Genomic DNA, 21039 nt, shown 5'->3' on the forward strand with positions numbered 1-21039 from the left:
GCGAGCGGTGCCTACTCGTGATTGGCCTCTGTAACTGCGCCTTCGTTGCGCTCCTTGAGGGCCGCCTGCTCTGCCGGGAGGTTCTTCTCAACCGTGAAGAACAGGAGCAGCACGCCGCAGATGGCAAACGCAACGGTCTCAACCCAGATGTAGCTGCCGGCGATTGCCGCCTGTGCCGCCACGGACTGTGCGGCAACGCCACGCGCAACGTCGGCGGCCTGGTCGTAGCCCACGCCACCAAGGATGCCCGAGAAGATCGCGTTGCAGATGGGCGTGGCGGCGACGGCGATGCAGCTGTAGATGGACATGGTGAGGCCGTCGGTGCGGATGTGGTTCTTGTACTCGATGTGGTCGATTACGTCGGCGAGCATGGCAAGAATCATGTAGCCAAGCGGCGCAGACCCAAGGCACTTGATCGCGACGCCCGCAGCAACAGGGACAATATTGCTCCCGCCAAGACCTGCAATGACACCGCCAATGACGCCCACTACCATGCCCACAATGCACACGCGCTGCTTGCCAAACTTGTTGCACAGCGGAATCACAAAGAGGATGGCTGCGGCCATGGGAAGGGCGCCCATGATGCTGAGGAGCGACTGAGACGCGCCCCACGCCTCTGCGGTGCCAAAGTAGCTGTTATCCAGAACCCACTTGCAGAAGTACACCATCGAGCCGTTCTTGAACGCTCCGCTGAACTGGTAGAGCAGGTACGCAACAATGATGACCCACCACATGGGCTCGTGCGTGACGGAGGAGAGCTGGCGCGAAAGCGACGGCGCCTCCTGCTTTTCGCCCTCGCTCTGCGAGGCGCTTACCTCCTCGGTGATGCGCTCGCGTGTGAAGCGAAACTGCAGGTAGACGGTGATAAGCGTAAAGAGGGCGATGGCGGACATCGCAAGGAGCCAGAGGTTCTGGTCCTCCTTCAGGAAGAACGAGACAAGGATGGGGAAGACCATGGTTCCGGCACCCATGACGCCAAAGCCGGCGATGTTGGTGAAGGATGCCATGGTGCCGCGCTTCTCGGTGTCACGCGTGGAAACGGCGACAAGGGCCGAGTTCGCGGTGTTGTAGATGGGGTAGGCCACCGAGTAGTAGAGGTTGAACGCAATGGCAATCCACACCATGCGCGCGGCGCCCTCAAACGGCACAAAGAACATGAGCACCGTGGACACCGCAAGCGTGAGGGCCGAAAGCAGAATCCAGGGGCGCGCCTTGCCGGCAAGGCAGTGGGTGCGCTCGATGAGCTGGCCAACCATGAGGTTGGCTATGACGATAAGAACGGTCGAGATAAGCTGCAGTGCCGTGAGGAACGAGAGGTCGAGCCGCAGGACATCGGTGAAGTAGTTCTGCAGCTGGCTTGTGAAGATGCCGCTGGCGAGAAGACCGCCGAACGGGCCGAGGAAGTAGCCAAAGATCACCTCGGGCGGTGTGACGCGGTCGCGCTTTGCAAGCGAGCTGGTAAATGGGCTAGACCAGAAGCCCTTGTCCTTCTCGTCCGTCGACGTGTTGTCTGTCATGTGCTCCCCCTGTCCTGCATTTTGGGCCGGTGGCCCGCAATGATGACGAATCCGACACAATCTCATTGTGGGATATGTTACCAAGAAATACGTAAGTTATGAAAACGATTTGCAGACGGTCGAGTTCGCCCGGTGACAGGCACCTAGAATCGGTCTGCGCGCGTGGAGGAACCGGTTAGAAAATTCTTACCTACGTTTAGCGAAATTATGTGACTAATTACCAAATCCGAGGTCAACCCTTATGGTTCAGCAGGTATTGTAGTGCGTGACACAAGGACGGCACGCACTTGAGCGTACGTGAAGGAGAGTCCATGGCACTTCGCCACCTTGCAATAGACATTGGTGCTTCCAGCGGTCGCGCCATCGTGGGCGAGCTTGACGAGACGGGCCGGCTGCGCCTTACCGAGGTCCATCGCTTCGAGAACGGCCTCGTCCAGCGCGGCGGGCATCTGTGCTGGGACATCGACGCCCTGTGGGAGAGCGTGCTCGACGGGCTTGCCGCTGCACACGAGCGGGGCCTCACGCCTGCCACGGTGGGCGTGGATACCTGGGGCGTGGACTTTGTCCTGCTCGACGGGAGCGACCGCCGCCTCGGCGAGGCCGTGGGCTATCGCGACGCGCGAACCCAGGGTGTGCGGGAGGAGCTAGAACGCACGGGCGTGCTGCCCTTCTCGGAGCACTACGCACGCACGGGCATCCAGTACCAGCCCTTCAACACGGCCTACCAGCTGTGGGCCCTCAAGCGCGAGCATCCCGAGCAGCTGGCGGCGGCGCGCACCTTCCTCATGGTGCCCGACTACCTCAACTTCCTGCTCTGCGGCGAGAAGGCCAACGAGTACACCAACGCGTCGACTACGGCGCTGGTGGGGGCCACGTCGCGCGATTGGGACCGCGAGCTCCTCGGGCGTCTCGACCTGCCGGCAGACATCTTCCTGCCCGTTTCCATGCCGGGCTGCGCGCTGGGCCACCTGCGTCCGGAGGTCGCGCGCCGCGTGGGCTTCGATGCGGAGGTGGTGCTTCCTGCCACGCACGACACGGGCTCGGCGTTCCTGGCTGTTCCCGCGCGAGACGATCGTGCCGCGTTTCTGAGCTCGGGTACCTGGAGCCTTCTTGGCACGGAGCTTGCGGCACCCGTGACCTCGCCCAGCAGCGCGGCGGCAAACTTTACGAACGAGGGCGGCTACCAGGCCCGCTATCGCTACCTCAAGAACATCATGGGCCTCTGGATGATCCAATGCGTGCGCAGGGAGTCCGCGCGGCCGGACGGTAGCCTTCCCACCTGGGGCGAGCTTGTCTCGGCGGCAAGCGACGCTCACGAGCAGGGCTTCCGTTCGACCGTGGACGCAGAGGACGAGCGCTTCCTCTCGCCAGACTCCATGGTGGGCGAGGTATGCGCTGCGTGCGCAGAGGCTGGCCAGCCGGTGCCCGGCACCACGGGCGAGGTTGCCTGCACGGTCTACGACTCTTTGGCCGCAGACTACGCGCGAACGGTGCGCCAGATGCAGGAGTTCACCGGCACCACGTTTACCAGCGTAAACGTTGTGGGCGGCGGCTCTGCCAACGCCTACCTCAATCAGGCCACGGCAAACGCCTGTGGCCTGCCTGTCTACGCCGGTCCCACCGAGGGCACCGCGCTCGGCAACCTCATTGTGCAGATGATCCACGCGGGCGAGCTGGCGGACCTCGTCTCTGCCCGCGCGGCGATTGCAAGAAGCTTTGACATCAAGGAGGTACTACCCCATGAGTGACGCAAGCACCACGTCCGTGCAGGCCACGGCCTACGAGTCTGCCCGCGCACGCTATGCCGCCTGCGGCATTGACACCGAGGCAGCGCTCGCGCGCCTGGCGGCCAAGCCCATCTCGATGCACTGCTGGCAGGGCGACGACGTCCAGGGCTTTGACCAGGGCGACAACCCCGCGTCGGGCGGCATCATGACAACGGGCAACTACCCCGGCCGCGCGCGCAACTTCGACGAGCTCACGGCCGACTTTGGCTACGCCGCGAGCCTCATCCCCGGCGCCAAGCGCGTGAACCTGCACGCCAGCTATGCGGTCTTCACGGACGAGAACCCCTGGCACGACCGTGACCAGCTCACCTACGAGGACTTTCGTCCCTGGGTGGAGTGGGCGCGCGAGAAGGGCCTTGGCATCGACTTCAACCCCACGTTCTTCTCGCACCCGCGCGTCAACCACGGCCTTACGGTGAGCTCGCCGGATGAGGAGACGCGCGAGTTCTGGATCCGCCACGGCATCTGCTGCCGCCAGATTGCCGAGAAGATCGGCGAGGAGCTTGATGACGAGGTCCTTCTCAACTTCTGGATTCCCGACGGCCTGAAGGACACCCCCACAGACCGCTATGGCCTGCGCAAGAACCTGGTCGACGCGCTTGACCGCATCTACGCCGAGCCCGCGCCGCACGTGGTGGACGCCTTCGAGCAGAAGGTCTTTGGCCTGGGCGTCGAGGGGTTTACCGTGGGTGACCAGGAGCTCTACGAGGGCTGGGCGGCGCGTCACGGCGGGAGCGCCTGCGTGCTTCTCGACACCGGGCACTTTAACCCCACCGAGAACGTGGCGGACAAGCTCTCGGCGCTGGCGCTGTTCTTCGATCGCCTGCCGCTTCACGTCACGCGGCCCATGCACTGGGACTCGGACCACGTGACACTCTTCAACGACGACCTGCGCGAGCTGGCCGGCGAGATTGTGCGCGTGCCGGGCGCCTGGGAGAAGTCGATGATTGGCATGGACTTCTTCGATGCTGCCATCAACCGCATTGGCGCATGGGCAACGGGCATGCGTTCCATGGAGAAGGCCCTGCTCTTCCAGCTGCTCCAGCCTAACGACGAGCTCAAGGAGCTGCAGAACACGTTCCAGGACTCGCGCAAGATGATCGTGCTCGAGCAGTTCAAGTGCATGCCGTTTGGTGACGTTTGGGACGAGTACTGCCGTCGCGAGGGCGTGCCTCTCGAGGGCGAGCTCTGGGACAAGATCAAGGCATACGAGGATGACGTTCTGAGCGCCCGCGTGTAGGCGTTGGCGAGAAGGGGAGAAAGACTCATGGCTATGGTGGACCTGGATTTTGTGAAGGGCTTTGTCCGCATGTGCAACGACGGCTGGCTGCAGGGCTGGCACGAGCGCAACGGCGGCAACCTCACGTATCGTCTGAGCGAGAAGGACGTGGAGGCCGCGCGTCCGTTCTTTGACGAGCCCCGCGAGTGGCACGAGCTTGGTGTTGCCCTTCCCAACCTGGCGGGGGAGTACTTTGTGGCAACGGGTTCGGGCAAGTACATGAGGAACGTGGCGCTTGACCCCGAGGCGAACATTGGCATCTGCGAGCTGGACGAGAAGGGCGAGCGCTGGCGCGTGGTGTGGGGTCTTCCCGGCGGTGGCGTGCCCACGAGCGAGTTCCCCACGCACCTCATGAACCACAGCGTGCGCAAGCGCGTGACTGGCGGCGCCAACCGTGTGATCTACCACTGCCACGCCACCAACGTGATTGCGCTCACCTACGTGCTGCCGCTCACCGACCGCGACTTCACGCGTCCGCTCTGGCAGAGCGCCACGGAGTGCCCGGTGGTCTTTCCCGAGGGTGTGGGCGTGGTGCCGTGGATGGTCCCAGGCGGCGTCGACATCGCGCGTGCCACGAGCGAGAAGATGGAGACGTACCAGGCGGCAATCTGGGCCATGCACGGGCTCTTTGTGAGCGGCCCCGACTTTGACACCGCGTTTGGGCTTGCCCACACCATCGAGAAGAGCGCCGACATCTACGTGCGCGTGCTTTCCTGCGGCGGCGTGCGCCAGACGATTACCGATGATGACCTGCGCGCCATCGCGCGCGACTTTGGCGTGACGCTCAACCCCGCGATGCTGTAGCGGGCGCGGTGGGCTGGGGGCTGCGGCGCCGGTGGCGTGGCCGGCGGTGGACCGCCACCCGCCACGCGAACCCCCGGACGGACCCGCCGCTCCCCTCCGACCCCAGCCGACCCTAGTCGGTGGGCAGCGAGATGACGATAAGTTGAGTGTCCCCTTCGGCGCTGGAGCTCACGGACCCTCGATGCGCGTCGACGACACGCCTGGCAAGGCGATCGAGCTCGCGGTGCGCTTCGCCCTTCTCATCTTCTTCCCGCTTGGCCTCATAACCTTGTACGGTTATCGTGACCATGCTCTCGCGGCGCCTCACTATAAATGAGATGTCGCGTCGCGAGGGGTCGCTAACCCGGCGCACCTGGCCAATCATAAGGTCGAGCACGCCGCCAACCAGCACGTATATCTCTGCCGGCCCCAGATTGGCCAGTGCCTCTCCATCCGCGATGGGCGAGAGGCTCATCCCATTTGACTCGCAGACAAGGCTCTTCTCGGTGAGCACGGTGTCCAGCGCCTCGTTGCCCGTGTGGATGATGGCATCGTAGTGGTTGACCTCGCTCACCATCTGCACGAGCAGTTCGTTTACCTGCGGATTGTCGAGCGCGCCCATCTGCCGCGCGGCCTCGGTGGTGCTGCGGACGATGTCGTGCATGCGCCTGTTGACCGCCTCGATGGAGAGCCTGCTCTCCTCGTACTGCCTGCTGCGCTCCTCAAGGATGTGACGGTCGACCGCCGCTTCGATCTCAAGGCGAGACCCAACCAGAGACCGGTACTCAAAGGCAAGGAGAAATGCGCAAAAGGCCAGGTGGACACAGCGCAACGCAAGAACGGTCGAAGTTGCAATCCCCTGGGACCCAAGCTGCTTGAGCAGGACGTCCAGCCCGATAACCGCAAGAATGCACATCCCAAAGGCGGGAAGCATGCGCCTGTCTGCCACAAGCTCGAGGCGACTCTTTCGCACTTTTCGAACAAACAGCAGGTAGAAACCAATGTATACGGCGAGAAGGACCAGATCGTCGGGCATGCCGGCAAGATAGGGGAGATGCGCATACCATGTCGTGCTCCGGAGGATCTGTTGCACCCCAGTGGCGAATCCCTGCGCCGTGTAGCCAGCAGACGAACAGAAGAACGCAGTCCAGATCGAGGTCGAGAACACCGCCCATACCGATGCGGCAGAGAGCAGCAAGAGGGCTCCAAAGGTTAGAAGGTAGTCGGCAGCGTCGACCTCTTCTCCCCAGAACGCAATGAGGTGCAGGGCGACGGGCGAGAGAAGCGCGACTACGAGAAGTACGCGGACGAGGAAGGGAGTCTTTCTCGTTGGTAGCGCGTCTGCCAAAAGAAAGATGGGAAACTCAATCTGCAGCATGAGCCACAGCGGCCCTATCACGCCCATCGCCCCGGCGGTTCCGCTCATACGGCTCCCCCTTGGGTGCCAAAGAACGTGTTGACCTTCTCGATTACAGACGCTCGCATGGTGCGGCCGATAGTCAAGGTGGTCCCGTCGAGAAGCGTGACCTCCGAAGACCTGTACCGCTTGATCTGAGCCATGTTGACGATGGTCCCCTTTGAGACGCGCACGAACTGTAGCGCGGGCAACCGCTCCTCCACCGATGCGAGCGTTCCCCGTTCACTCGTTGTCTGCCCGTTGGCGAGATGGAACAGCAGGTCATGGCCGCGCGAGTTGATGTAGGCAATCTCCGAGGCCCTCACCACGGTAATTCCGCCCTGGGTTTTTAGCACCAGGGAGTGCGAGTCGTTTCTCTCCATCACGCGAAGCGCCTTGTCCATGCGCATGCAGAACGCCCCATAGCTCACGGGCTTCACCATGAAGTCCAGCGCGTCAACCTCGTACCCACGAACCGCAAACTGGGCAAGATTAGTTACAAAGATGATGGGCGTGGTGGCGTCGAAGGTCCGCAGGAGGGTCGCGGCCTCCATGCCGTCAAGTCCGGGCATCTCGATGTCCATGAGGATGAGGTCGGCCTTCTCGGAAAGCTCCGTCAGCGAGCGGGCAGAATCCTGCCAGGTTACGTTTAGCTCCACGTCATGCTCGCGCGAGTAGCGCCTCACATGGGCGAGAAGCGACTGCGCGGCTGCCGGCGAGTCTTCAAGAAGTAGCACCTGATACACCCAAGCTCCCTTCATGCGCGACAAAACCGATGGTACACGAGTAAAAACTGCGCCGTCCGCCCTTCTCGACAAGCGGCCGCTGGCAACAAACGCCGTGTCGTTCGAAGCCAAAAGGCTACTGGTCGCGCCGCCGTGGGCGCGCGCTGCCGGATGTGGGCGAGGATGAGCCTCGGAAGGTTGCGGGGTGGGACCCGCACGCACACGAGGAGGGAATATGGCATCAACTACCAGGAGGAACTTCATCCTTTCGTCTGCCCTGGCTGCGGCTTCGGCAACGGTGCTCGCTGCATGCGGGGCCTCGGGCGAGAAGGCCAGCGGCAAGCTGCCGGCGGCCGACTCGTACCCCATCGATCCGGACGCTTCTGGCACAAAGGCAAAGTGGAGCGAGGAAGAGAAGGATGGCTACAACCTGATTACTCAGGATGCGGGAGCAACCCTCTCGTACAGCCCGGAGTCTGGCCTGGGCATCATTCAGGTCGACGGCTATGCGTTCAAGGACCTCAACGGCAACGGCAAGCTGGACCTCTTCGAGGACTGGCGCCAGAGTCCCCAGGATCGTGCCGCGGCATGGGCCCAGGAGCTCTCGATCGATGACGAGCTGCCCCTCATGCTGCACTCCTCCCTCATGGCAGAGGAGGCCAAGGACCTCTCCGCCGGTGGCGAGATGGCCGCGAGCAATCAGTTTGACCTGGGCATTCGCACGGCACTGAGCTTTGCCACGCAGGGTGATGGCAAGTCGCAGTCAGACTGGAACAACGCCTGCCAGGCATACTGCGAGGCCAAGCCCAACAGCATTCCGTTCAACCTCTCGACAAACCCGCGTGACTTTGGCAAGTTCCCCACGAACCTCTCCCTTGCGGCGAGCTTTGATCCCGAGCTTGCCAAGTCGGTTGCTGACGAGATTTCTAAGTGCTATCGCGCGGTGGGCGTTACGTGCCTGCTTGGGCCCCAGATCGACATGTGCGGCGAGCCCAGGTGGAGCCGTATTACCGGCGCCTTTGGTGAGGACCCCGCGCTTTCGCGCGACCTTACCCGTGCCACCATCGACGGCTATCAGTCCACCTATGTCGATGGCAAGGACACTGGCTGGGGAGCTGGTTCTGTTGGCACCCAGATGAAGCACTTCCCAGGTGACGGTGCTGGCGAGTCTGGCCGCGAAGCGCACAACGACTTTGGCAAGTTCAACGTCTATCCTGGCGACAACTTCAAGGCTTCGCTCGTAAACTTCCTTGACGGCGGCCTTAATCTGGACGATTCCACGAGCCAGGCCTCTGGCGTCATGACCTCGTATTCCATTGCGTACTCGAAGGACGAGGAGTACGGCGAGCTGGTTGGCTCGGCCTACTCCAAGTTCAAGACCGGAATCCTGCGCGACCAGTGTGGCTACGACGGTCTCATCTGCTCCGACTGGGGAGTGACCGACGATCCCGGCGGCTTTGTCTCCACCCCGTGGGGCGTGACCGGACTCACGAAGCCCGAGCGCTTCAAGAAGATCCTCGATTGCGGCATCGACCAGATTGGCGGCGGTTTTGACCTCGAGTCGCTCAAGGCAGCCTACGACATGCTCGTGAGCGACCTTGGACAGGACGGCGCAGACGAGCGCATCCGCGAGTCCGTGCGGCGCATCCTTGTTACCTACTTCGAGCCCGGTTTGGTCGAGAACCCCTACACCGACTCGAAGGCGGCCGTTAGCCTGCTCGAGGGCGACGAGCTTGCCACGACCGCGCGCGACGCTGCCGACAAGTGCATTGTCCTTCTCAAGAACGAGGGAGGCGTGATCTGCGAGCGCTCGCAGAAGCCCAAGGTCTACGTCCCTGTTAAGTACACGCCTGCCCAGGCCGCGGGCGCCACGGGCAACATGGCGACGGCTGCTACGATGAAGCTTCCAATCGATGCAAACAAGGTTGCGGACTGCCTTGACATCGTGAGCGACACCATTGGCGACCCCACGGGTCCTGCAGACGAGAACGGCAAGGCCACGTACCAAGAGTCCGACCTCACGCGTCTGACTGCCGACCAGGTTGCCGACTGCGATTTTGCAATCGTCTTTGTCGACTCGCCTGCCACGGGCGACGGGGCTGTCCCCAACAGCGACGGTACCTTCACCTACGTGCCCAAGACGCTTCAGTACCGCACCTATACGGCAGACGGCGCAAATGTGCGCAAGACCTCGATTGCCGGTGACAAGCTTGCCGACGGCAGCCAGGAGAACCGCACGTACTTTGGTCAGTCCGCGACGGCCCAGAACGAGAGTGACTTGGACTCCATTCTCAACACGGTTGAGCTCATGGCGGGAAAGCCCGTGGTGGTTGTGATCAACGCCAGCACGCCCATGATCTTCTCCGAGTTCGAGGACAAGGTTCAGGGCATCGTCATGCACTTTGGCGCAGCAGACCTCCCGCTCGCAGACATTCTTGGCGGCAAGGTTGAGCCGAGCGGCCTTCTGCCCCTGCAGCAGCCCGCGGATATGGATACCGTCGAGGCAAACGACGAGGACGTGCCCCGTGACCTGGTGTGCCATGTCGACTCGGCAGGAAACGCCTACGACTTTGGGTTTGGTCTCAACTGGAAGGGCGTCATCGACGACGACCGCGTGAGCACCTACGCAAAGGTTGCCCCGCTCACCGAGCCCCAGACGGTCTCGATTCAGCTGTAGCAGCGAGAGCGTTCACCCCGACGCGGCGCCCCATCGTCTTTGGTGGGGCGCCGCGTTCGTGCCCGGAATCGCCTCCAGCGCCGCGCCTGTGCTTTCGCCCCGCGCCGCCGTCGTGGCTACTTCTTCTCGCTCGAGCGACGAACCATGTCCTGCAGCTCGCTCGCGGCGGTGTTGGCCTTGTCACGCCACTCGGCGACCTTGGACTTCTTGTGCGCGTTCTCGTACTGGGTGGCAATGAGCAGCGCCAGCCGCATGCGCTGCTGCGGGCTCTTGGCCTCCTTGAACTGCTGTTCCATCTCGGTGATGTGGCTTGAGTCGTTCTCGGCGAAAATCTCCCACATGAGTCGGGATTCCTTGGCCACGCCCTTGTCGGCCGTCTTCTCTATCTCGTCGAGCAGTGGCTTGGCGTCCTTGTAGCGCTCGTGCTCCATGTAGAAGCGGTAGGCCTTCACCACGACCTCGCTGCGCTGGTTCTTGGACGAGCGCATGGTGAGAAGAACGTCGAACTGCCGAGAAGCGCCCTCGACGTCGTCCTTCACAAGGTAGGCGTTGAGCTTCATGTACTCCCTGTTGAACGGCGGGTAGAGCCACTTGGAGCTCGGCTTGTCGAGAAGCTCGAGCGCCTCGTCGCAGCGGCCGTCACGAAGGAGCAGCGCAAACTTGTTGAGGCGCGTGCTGCGCATGAGCTGCTCGACGATGAAGTACGCCGCCGCGGCGGCGATAAGCGCGATGGTTACGGGGTTGAACTGCATGGGGCCTCCGCCTGACGTGTGGTCATTGCAGGCAACAGTGTAGTCCCGGATGAGACAAAGGGACTGTCCCTTTGTCTCACGAGGCGAGACAATGAGACAAAGGGACAGTCCCTTTGTCTCATTGTTTGACGAGAGGAGGCGCCATGCCAAAGGTGACGCTCAAGGACATTGCGCGTGAGGTGGGACTCTCACCCACCTCGGTCTCTCTCGTCCTCAACAACCGACCGTGCCGCGTGAGCGAGGAGAACCGCCGCCGCATCAAGGAGGTCGCGCGGCGCAAGCACTACATCCCCAACCAGATTGCCCGCAGCCTCGTGATGCAGCAGTCTCACTCGTTTGGGCTGGTCGTGCCCAACATCCAGAGCCGCTACTTCGCTTCGCTTGCCAACAACCTCGAGATTCTCTGCCGCGAGAAGGGCTACCTGCTGCTCATCACCAACTCGGTCGGATCCTCCGAGAGCGACACCGAGCTGGTGCGGCTGCTGGTGAACCGCGGTGTCGACGGGATCTTCCTCGTGGTCTCGGACGAGTTCACGACCGACCGAGAGCTCATCGACGACCTTACGCAGCTGCCCGTGCCGCTCGTGATGGTCGACCGCTTTCTTGACGGCGTGAGCCGTGACCGCGTGCGCTACGACAACGAGCTTGGCGGATACCTCGCGACGGACCACCTGCTGGGCCATGGCCACCGGCGCGTGGCGTGCATCATCAACCCCGAATCAAACACCGGCCGTCTGCGCCTCGCGGGGTACCGACGCGCCCTGGACGAGCATGGCATCCCGTTTGATCCCGGGCTGGTTTTCGAGAGCGACTACTACATTCCCGACGCCTGGCAGGCGGCCGAGGGGCTTCTCGCCACGGATGCCACGGCAGCGTTTGCGAGCAGCGACAACATTGCGTTGGGGCTGCTTAAGCGCGTGTACGAGCACGGCATGCGCGTGCCGGACGACCTTTCGGTGGTGAGCTACGACAACAGCGCGGCAGACTCGCTCTTCGAGCCGGCTCTGACGTCGATCGAGCAGAACGTGCCGGCCATCGCGGGCGTGGCGGTGGAGATGATGCTCGCGCGCGTGGGGGAGCACGCCGACGACGCGGAGTACGCGCCGCCGGTGGAGCGCATGCTCACGCCGCGGCTGGTCGAGAAGGACAGCGTGCGAGCGTTGTAGGGGCGTCGCGCGGCGCGTGGTGTGGTCCGTTGGCACGAATTGACGGTTGGGCTACCGTATTTCTCGATACCCCCAAGTATCCAGCGGTTCGACATTTGATAAACCGCAGGTCAGCGAATTGGTCTCTCTGCGGTGACGTATAAGGGACTTAACCAAAACTGCTGCCAACCGGAAGTCGTGTGGCGTGGGACCTGGCACGGATCTGAGACCATGACGTTGCCGCGCCCTTCTCGGTAGAGTTTAGCTCCATTTCTTAAAACGGTTTCGAGCCAACTGCGGAAACGTGAGGTGCTTTTAAGAAATGGAGCTAAACTCCGCGATGAGCATGGTGGATGTGGCGCGGGCGGCAGACAGGTCCGCCTGCGCAGTGAACCGCGTCGCGCCGGAGCGTGCGTTATCGCGGCGATTCCGTACGAAAAGGTTTCTCGGGCGTCGCATTTGCGCCGGAGGGGAAGTTCTCGCAGCGGCTTCGTACAAAACCACGCTTTTGGCGCCAATTGTGCAGAACTTGCGGCGCTGTCGAGAATCCTCGTCCTTTCTCGTGTTGATAAAACGTTTTACCTACTACACTCAAACCGTAAGCAATACGAAACAAGTAGGCGAGCGGTGCCAAACGCCCGCTCGAGTGGCGGTGTCAAGTGCCCGTCAGTGAGAGGAGAGAGAATGGCTCAGCCTGTGTTGGGAACTCCCTGGAAGAAGCTCAACGGCCCGGTGAGCGAGGACGAGATCGCGTGGGTCGACAAGTACTGGCGCGCCGCCAACTACCTGTCCGTTGGCCAGATCTATCTGCGCTCCAACCCCCTCATGCGCGCGGACTTCAAGAACCAGGACGGCCCCGACGGCTTTACCCGTGAGGACGTCAAGCACCGCCTCGTTGGTCACTGGGGCACCACGCCCGGCCTTAACTTCCTCTTTGGCCACGTGAACCGCCTCATCCGCGACCACCAGCAGAACGCCATCTTCCTCATGGGCCCCGGCCACGGCGGACCTGCCGGCACCGCGCAGTCCCTGCTCGACGGCACCTACCGCGAGATCCGTCCCGACATCACCGATGACGAGGCCGGCCTCCAGAAGTTCTTCCGCCAGTTCTCTTACCCCGGCGGCATCCCCAGCCACTACGCGCCCGAGACCCCTGGCTCCATCCACGAGGGCGGCGAGCTTGGCTACGTGCTCTCCCACGCCTACGGCGCCGTTCTCGACAACCCCAGCATGCTCGCGGTTGCCGTGGTGGGCGACGGCGAGGCTGAGACCGGCCCGCTTGCCACCAGCTGGCAGACGAACAAGTTCATGGACCCGCTCACGGACGGCATCGTCCTGCCGATCCTGCACCTCAACGGCTACAAGATCGCCAACCCCACCATCCTTGCCCGCATCTCCGACGGCGAGCGCGACGAGTTCTTCCGCGGCATGGGCTACCACCCCTACAACTTCGTTGCCGGCTTTGACGAGGAGGACCACGCCTCCATCCACCGTCGCTTTGCCACGCTCCTCGAGGCAGTCTTCGACGAGATCTGCGACATCAAGCGCCGTGCGGCCGCCGGCGAGGCGTCCCGCCCGTTCTACCCCATGATCATCTTCCGCACCCCCAAGGGCTGGACCTGCCCCAAGGAGATCGACGGCAAGAAGACCGAGGGTTCCTGGCGTGCGCACCAGGTGCCCCTGGCGTCCGCCCGCGACACCGAGGCCCACTTCGAGGTCCTCAAGGGCTGGCTCGAGTCATACGAGCCCGAGGGCCTCTTTGACGAGAAGGGCGCCATCCGTCCCGAGGTCACCGAGTTCATGCCCCAGGGCGAGCTGCGCCTGGGCGCCAACCCCAACACCAACGGCGGCAAGCTCCTCGAGGACCTCAAGCTCCCCGAGACGTCCAAGTACGAGATCGACGTCAAGAACGGTGGTCACGGCTTTGGTGCCACCGAGGCCACGCGCGTGCTGGGCGAGTACACGGCCGAGCTCATCAACAACAACCGCGACAAGTTCCGCATCTTTGGCCCCGACGAGACGGCTTCCAACCGTCTGCAGCCCAGCTACCAGGTGACGGACAAGCAGTGGTTCAACGGCGACCTCAACGACGACCCCGCAAACGACGAGCACCTCTCGCCCGTGGGCAACGTCATCGAGCAGCTGTCCGAGCACCAGTGCGAGGGCCTTCTCGAGGGCTACATCCTCACCGGTCGCCACGGCCTGTGGTCCAGCTACGAGTCGTTCGTGCACATCGTCGACTCGATGGTCAACCAGCACTGCAAGTGGCTTGAGGCCACCGTGCGCGAGATCCCTTGGCGCAAGCCCATCTCCGGCCTCAACATGCTGCTCTCCAGCCACGTCTGGCGCCAGGACCACAATGGCTTCTCGCACCAGGACCCCGGCTTTGTCGACGTGCTTCTCAACAAGACGTTCAACAACGACCACGTGGTGAACATCTACTACCCCGCCGACGCCAACCTGCTGCTGGCTGTGGCCGAGCGCTGCTACACGTCCACCAACTGCGTGAACGCGGTCTTCGCCGGCAAGCAGCCCGCCCCAACGTGGGTCACGCTTGACGAGGCCCGCGAGGAGCTTTCGGCCGGCGCCGCCGAGTGGAAGTGGGCGTCCAACACCGCCGACGGTGAGGAGCCCGACATCGTCCTCGGCTGCTGCGGCGACGTTCCCACGCAGGAGACCATGGCCGCCCTCGAGCTTCTCGACAAGCTGGGCGTGAAGTGCCGCCTGGTCAACGTGGTTGAGCTGCTCAAGATTCAGAACGCCTCCGAGAACGACGAGGCCCTCTCTGACGAGCAGTTCACGGCGCTCTTCACGGCCGACAAGCCCGTGCTCTTTGCCTTCCACGCCTATCCTGGCACGGTCCACCGCCTCATCTGGGACCGCCCGAACCACGACAACTTCCACGTCCACGGCTACGAGGAGCAGGGCTCCACGACCACGCCGTACGACATGTTGCGCCTGAACCACATGGACCGCTGGGCGCTTGCCGCCGACGCGCTGCGCATTCTGGACGCCGAGAAGTGGGCCGACCAGATTGCCGAGTGGGAGCAGTTCCGCCAGGACGCCTTCCAGTTTGCCGTCGACAACGGCTACGACCACCCCGCCTTCACCGACTGGGTGTGGCACGACGCCAAGGACACCGCCGCGGCAATCAGCGCCACTAAGGCGACCGGCGGCGACAACGAGTAGCCGGTAGGGGTTTCTGCGGTACCTTGGGCGGCCTCGCACCCGTTTGGGTTGCGAGGCCGCCCTTTCTGTGTGCGGGCAGCTCACGCCAAAGTGTTACAGAGCCACGTTGTTACCGGCCCGTGGAGCTGTGCCTGCGTTTCCGCAGGATTGTGCCGAGAAGTTCGACGAGCCGTCAAGAACGCGAGGGGCAGCAGGCAGTTTGCCGCTCGCAAGTGCTGCGTGCCGCACGCTTCGAGTCATCCAATGCTGGCGGAAGATCGCGTGTAGTTATCCAAGATTGCTCCCGTCTCAACTGGGATTATCTCGTCATTGCCGTATCCTTCTTGCATGACCGCGTGAAAGGAACCCTGCATGGCACGAAAGCTGACCGACGTCGAACGTATGAACCTTGATTACTTAAGGGAAGCCCTCTGCCAGGTTCTCGAGCCATCGCAGAAGAACAAGGCCGCGTCCGTAGCGAGCGCTCTCGTACGCGTGCGAGGCGACGTGGTGACCGACGAGGACGTCTCGAGGATTGTGGGGAAGTACGGCAAGAACGCCCAGGTGGCGCTCGTCGCTGCCATTCACTCCGAGGCGCTCGATCCCGTGGGGGGACAGGAGGGCGTCTACACGCTTCGCGTTCCGGCGCAGGTAGATGGCGCCGTTGACGTTGTCGAGGAGGCCGGGGTCGCGGATGCCGAGAAGCCCGAGGATGCCGGCCAGGAGGGCGCAGCCGAGGCCGAGGCGGATTCCGAGCATGCTGCGGATGCCGCTCCTGAGGCCGAGCCGGGATTCGCTGCCGAGGTTGCGGACGTCGACGCCGCGCCGGTGCTCGAGAGGAGAAAGCCGCGCCGCCATAGGAGGAAGCCGGCACCCGCAAAGGAGAGCGAGGAGCCTGCTGAGACGGGCGTCTCGTCTGAGGGATTGGCCGCGGCCGGGCAGGCTGTGGAGGACTCCGCCGAGTCGGCGGGCGCACACGACCGTGAGGTAGAGGCCTCGGCTGCGTCGGCGCCTGCGGACGCGATGACGCCTGACCCCGCGACGGCGCCTGAGCCCGCGGCGACGCCCGAGGTCGCGGCAGTGCCCGAGGTCGCGGCGGCTCCGGCCGAGAAGCCCGGGCGCTCCTCAGCCCCGCGCACCCAGCGCGGGCGTCTGCGTCGGGTGGGGAAGGGCAGCCCCTCTCATCCCACGCAGCTCTCCGAGGTTCCCTACGTTCGCCGCGGCGGCCCTGCCGAGACCGAGGTCCGTGCCAAGATCCTCGAGCTTGACCAGCGCTTCTGGATGAACGGCTGGCTGCTCAGCCACCCAGGCGCGTACACGCTCTTCGAGCGCCAGCTCACGGCTATCAACGACGCCCTGGTAAACGGCGCGCTGCCCGGCGACATCACGCGTCGCCAGCTTGCCTACCAGATGGGCGGGGACGAGAAGTTCTTCGAGTACGGTTCCGACGGCCACAAGCTGCTGCGCGCGATGGGCATGGAGGACGTTATCCGCCATCGGCCCATGCCCAAGCCTGACCTTCTCTACCACGCGCCGCGTCGCAGGAAGCACATGCGCGTGCTGGTGACCGAGAACCTTGATCCCTGGCTCGACGTGCACGACCTCATGTACGAGGAGGGCCGCACCACCATTCTGGGCGAGCGCATCCATGCGGTGGTGCTGGGTGGCGGCACGCCCATCCTCGAGCACAACCGGCTGGCGCTACTGCTTGACACCCTTGGCGCGGATTCTGTCGAGGTGCTCTACTGGGGCGACATTGACCGTGCGGGCATCGACATCATGGTGCGCCTGCGCGACGTCCTGGGCGCGCACTACCCGTTTGCGCCCTTTGCCCCCGCCTACCAGCTCATGATTGACAAGGCGATGGAGCGCTACCCGGATCCCGCCGACAACGAGCAGACCTGTCAGGTGAACCTTGGCATGCCGGACATGTCGCTCATGTGCGAGGGCCTCACCGACGAGGCGGCCGCCTACGCGCGCAGCGTGGTCGAGGGTTGCCGGCTCATCCCTCAGGAGATTCTCACCCGACGCGACCTATGAGACAAAGGGAGTTTCCCTTTGTCTCATACCGGAATCGCGTGGGATTACCCCGCACTCAACAGACGAGGAGAACGCCATGGCTAAGCTGCTCTTCATCGAGTACCCCAAGTGCTCCACCTGCAAGCGCGCCAAGAAGTGGCTGGACGAGCATGGCGTTTCCTACGTGGACCGACACATCGTGGAGGAGAACCCCACGGCGGCAGAGCTTGCGGAGTGGCAGGCTCGCTCCGGGCTTCCCGTGCGGCGCTTCTTCAACACCAGCGGCCAGCTCTACCGGCAGCTGGGTGTGAAGGCGCAGCTGGACGCGGGGATGAGCGACGCGGAGGCCTTCGACCTTCTCGCCACCAATGGCATGCTGGTCAAGCGGCCGCTGGTCGTAGGGGCGGACTTCGTGCTTGTCGGCTTCAAGGAGCCCGAGTGGTCGGAGCGCCTCCTCTAGGCGGGATTATTCTCCCCGGTAAATCAATCCCGTTGCCAGGTAAATCAATCCCGTTGCCAGGGAATGGGATCCCGTTACCCGGCAACTAAATCCCGTCACCCCTGGCGGAGGATCTTCTCGAGCGGACGCCCCTTGGCCAGCTCGTCCACCAGCTTGTCCAGCACGCGCACCCGGTGCATGGTGGGGTCCTCCACTGCTGCCACGTCAATGCCACAGACCTTGCCGCTCACCAGCGCGGCCGCAGGATTGTACGCCGGCGCGTTATCAAGCCAGTCGGCAAAGCTCACCGCCTCCAGGCGCTCGTCGCAAAGCTCCTCCGGAGCGTAGCCGAGAAACCACTGGACAACGGACGCCAGCTCCTCTCGGCTCCGACCCTTGCGCTCTACCTTGGCGGCGAGAAGGTCAACATAGCGCTTGGCCGGCCCGTCCACCTGCGCGCAGACGAGAGTGACGTCCACGCTCTCACCTGGTCCCTTGCCGATGGCAGCGCGGATGTCCTTTCGGATGCCCACCACGTAGTCACGCCCGCCGTCATCGCGCTTGAATGCAACCACACTGCCGTCGTAGGGCACGCCATCAAAGGTTGCATGCACCTTGATGCGCCCGGCGCCAAAGACCCGCGGCAAGTCAAGCGGTACCTGCACAAATGCACCGTCAATGCCATCAACCTTCTCGATGGGCGCGCTAAAGCTGTAGGTCTTCACGTCTATTCCTCTCGCCGGCCTGCGAGAAGTATACGCACGGAGCGGCTCCTGCGGTCCATTGACGGTGCCCGTGGCTCCGTACGGCGACCATGTTTCGTAGCGGTAGTCCGCTGGGTCAAGTGTGTTGCTATGCGTTGCACGCAGTTATCCGATAAGACCCGACGTGATATATCCAACGCATCGACGAGAAGGGAGCAATCATGGCGTTCCAGCTGCCGGTCTATCACCACCCCGATTTCTCTGCGCTCGGTTTGGATGATGCTCCCAACGTGAGGTGGGGGACCGTTGAGCAGAACGGCGTGATACCTGAGGGCTTCCACAGCACGTCGATGTACCCGGAATATTTCAAGATTGATGGCAATTGGAAGCTGGCGGCCTCTTCTCGCATGGATGCCTGCATCGTCCTAAGAGACGACGGCACCCTCCACGTGGTCACCGGCCGCCACCTCAAGCAGGGAGATCTTGTCGCGCTGGGACGAAGCGAGGACGGCTCTGAGGGAATCTACGTCCACACGGACGGCTTCGAAGATCCCACAGCATCCAATGGCGAGAAGTTCTCCTTCCGCCAGGGCCGCAGTCGTGAGACCGCGTACACGCGAGACTACGATGACCTTATCGAGCTGCTGCAATACGAGCGCGACCACGGGTTTATCGAGTGGGTGATGGGTCCGGCGTTTGCGTTTGACGCGGATTCTCGCCACGCCATGCAGCGGCTGGTGGAGGAAGGCTACGCCCACGCGCTCTCCGGCGGAAACGCGCTTGCCACGCACGACCTCGAGGGCGCCATGTTCCACACGGCGCTTGGCCAGGACATTCGAACGCAGCAGAGCATGCCCAACGGCCACTACAACCATCTGGACACCATCAACCGCGTGCGGCGGTCCGGCTCGATTGCGCAATTTGTTGATGACTATGACCTGCACGACGGCATCATGTACGCGTGCGTGAAGAAGAGCATCCCCTTCCTGCTGGCGGGGTCGATTCGCGACGACGGCCCGCTGCCCGAGACCATCGCGGACGTGTACGAGTCCCAGCACCAGATTCGCGTTCTCGCGCGTAAGGCCACGACGGTCATCTGCATGGCCACGATGCTGCACACAATTGCGACCGGCAATATCACGCCTAGCTATCACGTCGACGAGGACGGCACCGTGCGGCCGGTCTACATCTATGCTGTCGATGCCTCGGAGTTTGTCGTCAACAAGCTGCACGACCGCGGAAGCCTCTCGGCCAAGACGATTGTCACTAACGTGCAGGACTTCATCTTCATTGTGGCCAAGGGCCTTGGGGTGCTTTAGGGTGGGCCGGGGGATGCCGCGGCTCTAGGGCCGTCGGGCTCTGGGGCCGTTGGGTTCTGGGCCTGCCGGGCTTGAAAGCCGCCGGACTGCCGCCGCTCTAGAGCACAAATTCAATGGCATTGCCCTCGATTGCCTGGCAAGGCTTCGAGTTCTCCTGCGCCATGAATTGACGCATATACTCGATGCCAGGCTTCCAGTCGAGCAGCGCCCAAATCAGGAGCTGCCGCTTCGCGCAGACGGTGGGGGAGTCGAAAGCCTCCCAACACGTGGAGAAGTCTCGGTCCGAGAAACGCTCAGCGGCACTAATGACCTGTTGCATAAGGGTGTCGAGGCCATGGCTGGCGAACAGGTCTTCCATCGTGGCATTGACAATAACCAAGCCTCGCGATGCAAGCTCTCGAGTCCGGCGCAAATCGTCGACGTACTTCTCGCGTACATGGTCCTTCTCGCCGGCGACCTCTTCCTGAAGAAGCGCGTTGCCTGGATTCTCGGCAGCTGCTATGGCGGCCGCGACAATGCGGTCCAGCTCAAGGTGGCCTCCGCCTTCATAGTTGATACCAACGGGCGTAGCGGGCACCCGCATGTCCGGCACTCGCGACTCCTTCGCGTGGCCATGCGCGTTTCCGTCACGCGCGTTCGACCGCTCGTTCAGGATGAGCCTGCCAATGCCATATCCCAGGCCCTTAATTGGGAGGGCGGCCATTGCTGCAATGAGCGACTCCGTGGGAGACCACGAATTGTCTGATACATACTTTATGCATTTCCGTGCAGAGCAGAGCCCTGGAATCCCGTGACATCGCGCCATGAAGTCCTCGATTTTTTCGACGGTAGTAAGCGGTGACACTCCGTAGGTGACGGGGCCAAGCCTCGGGCTGCTTGCGTCACGCGAGTATCTCCCAGTAAGTTCGTAGCCGAGAAGAACCAGCACCTGCGGAATCATGACGGTCGCGAACTCGACAAACAGAAGCTCGGGTGATGCGATTTGGATTCCGTTGCCAATGTCCAGGAACGCGTCATCGGGAAGCCCGGTTGAGTGGATGGTGCACGAGAAAAATCGGGCGCGGATGCGGCTGAGGTCAGACGGCACGGCGACATAAAGGGGTGTGCGCTGGGTTGGTTGGGGCATGCCCAGCCAGTCGAGGTGGGCGGCCGCAGGAGACCAGCGCTTCCTGACATCCGGGCGTTGGGGTGAGCGGAGAGGGGCTTTCTCCATGCGGACGATAGGTCGATTGACCTGCGGAGTCTTCCCACACCTGATAGCCCTGAGTGCTCGAAGCGCAGATTGTTTGTTAAGCGACAGCTGCATGACCTACTCGCCTTCGGCCGATT

15 protein-coding genes are annotated in these 21039 nt (G+C 63.0%); 9 read left to right on the plus strand and 6 right to left on the minus strand.

Translation table 11 applies throughout. The features are described 5' to 3' along the window. Positions 1–11: 11 nt before the first annotated feature. Positions 12–1517, minus strand: coding sequence for an MFS transporter (locus AUL39_RS07965; protein WP_059055062.1), 1506 nt, complete (start codon positions 1515–1517; stop codon positions 12–14). Between the two features lie 311 nt (positions 1518–1828). On the opposite strand from AUL39_RS07965, the gene AUL39_RS07970 reads away from it, so the two are divergent. The 3 genes from AUL39_RS07970 to rhaD are packed head-to-tail and all read left to right on the plus strand — an operon-like array spanning position 1829 to position 5387. Further along, complete coding sequence (locus AUL39_RS07970) at positions 1829–3265, plus strand: rhamnulokinase (RefSeq protein WP_059055063.1); 1437 nt, start codon at positions 1829–1831, stop codon at positions 3263–3265. After that, a complete protein-coding gene (locus AUL39_RS07975) occupies positions 3258–4544 on the plus strand; it encodes an L-rhamnose isomerase (RefSeq protein ID WP_059055064.1) in 1287 nt (428 codons plus the stop codon). Before AUL39_RS07970 ends, AUL39_RS07975 begins: the two co-directional genes overlap by 8 nt. A gap of 27 nt (positions 4545–4571) precedes the next feature. Beyond that, the gene (rhaD, locus tag AUL39_RS07980) at positions 4572–5387 is read left to right on the plus strand and encodes a rhamnulose-1-phosphate aldolase (RefSeq protein WP_059055065.1); all 816 of its coding nucleotides are present in this window, start codon (positions 4572–4574) and stop codon (positions 5385–5387) included. Positions 5388–5499: 112 nt separating this feature from the next. Here the strand turns inward: rhaD and AUL39_RS07985 are convergent, their stop codons facing one another. Both AUL39_RS07985 and AUL39_RS11105 read right to left on the minus strand, forming a co-directional pair. Next, positions 5500–6792 carry an ATP-binding protein gene (locus tag AUL39_RS07985; protein ID WP_059055066.1) on the minus strand — a complete coding sequence of 431 codons (1293 nt, stop codon included), beginning with the start codon at positions 6790–6792 and terminating at the stop codon, positions 5500–5502. Then, a complete protein-coding gene (locus AUL39_RS11105; protein ID WP_059055067.1) occupies positions 6789–7508 on the minus strand; it encodes a LytR/AlgR family response regulator transcription factor in 720 nt (239 codons plus the stop codon). The genes AUL39_RS07985 and AUL39_RS11105 overlap by 4 nt, the downstream gene beginning before the upstream one ends. Before the next feature lie 214 nt (positions 7509–7722). Here AUL39_RS11105 and AUL39_RS07995 point away from each other — a divergent pair, with 214 nt between their 5' ends. Further along, positions 7723–10164 (plus strand): glycoside hydrolase family 3 N-terminal domain-containing protein, encoded by a 2442-nt coding sequence (locus tag AUL39_RS07995; RefSeq protein ID WP_059055068.1) that lies wholly within the window; start codon positions 7723–7725, stop codon positions 10162–10164. A 116-nt stretch (positions 10165–10280) separates the two neighbouring features. Here the strand turns inward: AUL39_RS07995 and AUL39_RS08000 are convergent, their stop codons facing one another. Further along, on the minus strand, positions 10281–10916 hold the full coding sequence (locus AUL39_RS08000) for a hypothetical protein (RefSeq protein WP_059055070.1): 636 nt from the start codon (positions 10914–10916) through the stop codon (positions 10281–10283). A gap of 143 nt (positions 10917–11059) precedes the next feature. On the opposite strand from AUL39_RS08000, the gene AUL39_RS08005 reads away from it, so the two are divergent. From AUL39_RS08005 to AUL39_RS08020, 4 genes are all read left to right on the plus strand, one after another. Further along, positions 11060–12082: a LacI family DNA-binding transcriptional regulator gene (locus AUL39_RS08005; protein ID WP_059055077.1), complete on the plus strand. Its 1023-nt coding sequence runs from the start codon at positions 11060–11062 to the stop codon at positions 12080–12082. A 663-nt stretch (positions 12083–12745) separates the two neighbouring features. Next, positions 12746–15250 carry a phosphoketolase gene (locus AUL39_RS08010; protein ID WP_059055081.1) on the plus strand — a complete coding sequence of 835 codons (2505 nt, stop codon included), beginning with the start codon at positions 12746–12748 and terminating at the stop codon, positions 15248–15250. Between the two features lie 351 nt (positions 15251–15601). Next, positions 15602–17269, plus strand: coding sequence for a Wadjet anti-phage system protein JetD domain-containing protein (locus AUL39_RS10940; RefSeq protein WP_059055083.1), 1668 nt, complete (start codon positions 15602–15604; stop codon positions 17267–17269). 76 nt (positions 17270–17345) lie between these two features. Continuing rightward, the gene (locus AUL39_RS08020) at positions 17346–17708 is read left to right on the plus strand and encodes an arsenate reductase family protein (RefSeq protein ID WP_059055085.1); all 363 of its coding nucleotides are present in this window, start codon (positions 17346–17348) and stop codon (positions 17706–17708) included. A 95-nt stretch (positions 17709–17803) separates the two neighbouring features. Here the strand turns inward: AUL39_RS08020 and AUL39_RS11360 are convergent, their stop codons facing one another. Continuing rightward, on the minus strand, positions 17804–18412 hold the full coding sequence (locus AUL39_RS11360; RefSeq protein WP_201783938.1) for a DUF2200 family protein: 609 nt from the start codon (positions 18410–18412) through the stop codon (positions 17804–17806). 200 nt (positions 18413–18612) lie between these two features. Here AUL39_RS11360 and AUL39_RS08035 point away from each other — a divergent pair, with 200 nt between their 5' ends. Next, positions 18613–19710 carry a putative NPN-dependent ornithine cyclodeaminase gene (locus AUL39_RS08035; protein ID WP_059055087.1) on the plus strand — a complete coding sequence of 366 codons (1098 nt, stop codon included), beginning with the start codon at positions 18613–18615 and terminating at the stop codon, positions 19708–19710. Positions 19711–19807: 97 nt separating this feature from the next. Here the strand turns inward: AUL39_RS08035 and AUL39_RS08040 are convergent, their stop codons facing one another. Further along, a complete protein-coding gene (locus tag AUL39_RS08040) occupies positions 19808–20797 on the minus strand; it encodes a hypothetical protein (protein ID WP_160327054.1) in 990 nt (329 codons plus the stop codon). Positions 20798–21039 lie beyond the last annotated feature (242 nt).

This window comes from Tractidigestivibacter scatoligenes, from assembly GCF_001494635.1.
Lineage (GTDB): Bacteria > Actinomycetota > Coriobacteriia > Coriobacteriales > Atopobiaceae > Tractidigestivibacter > Tractidigestivibacter scatoligenes.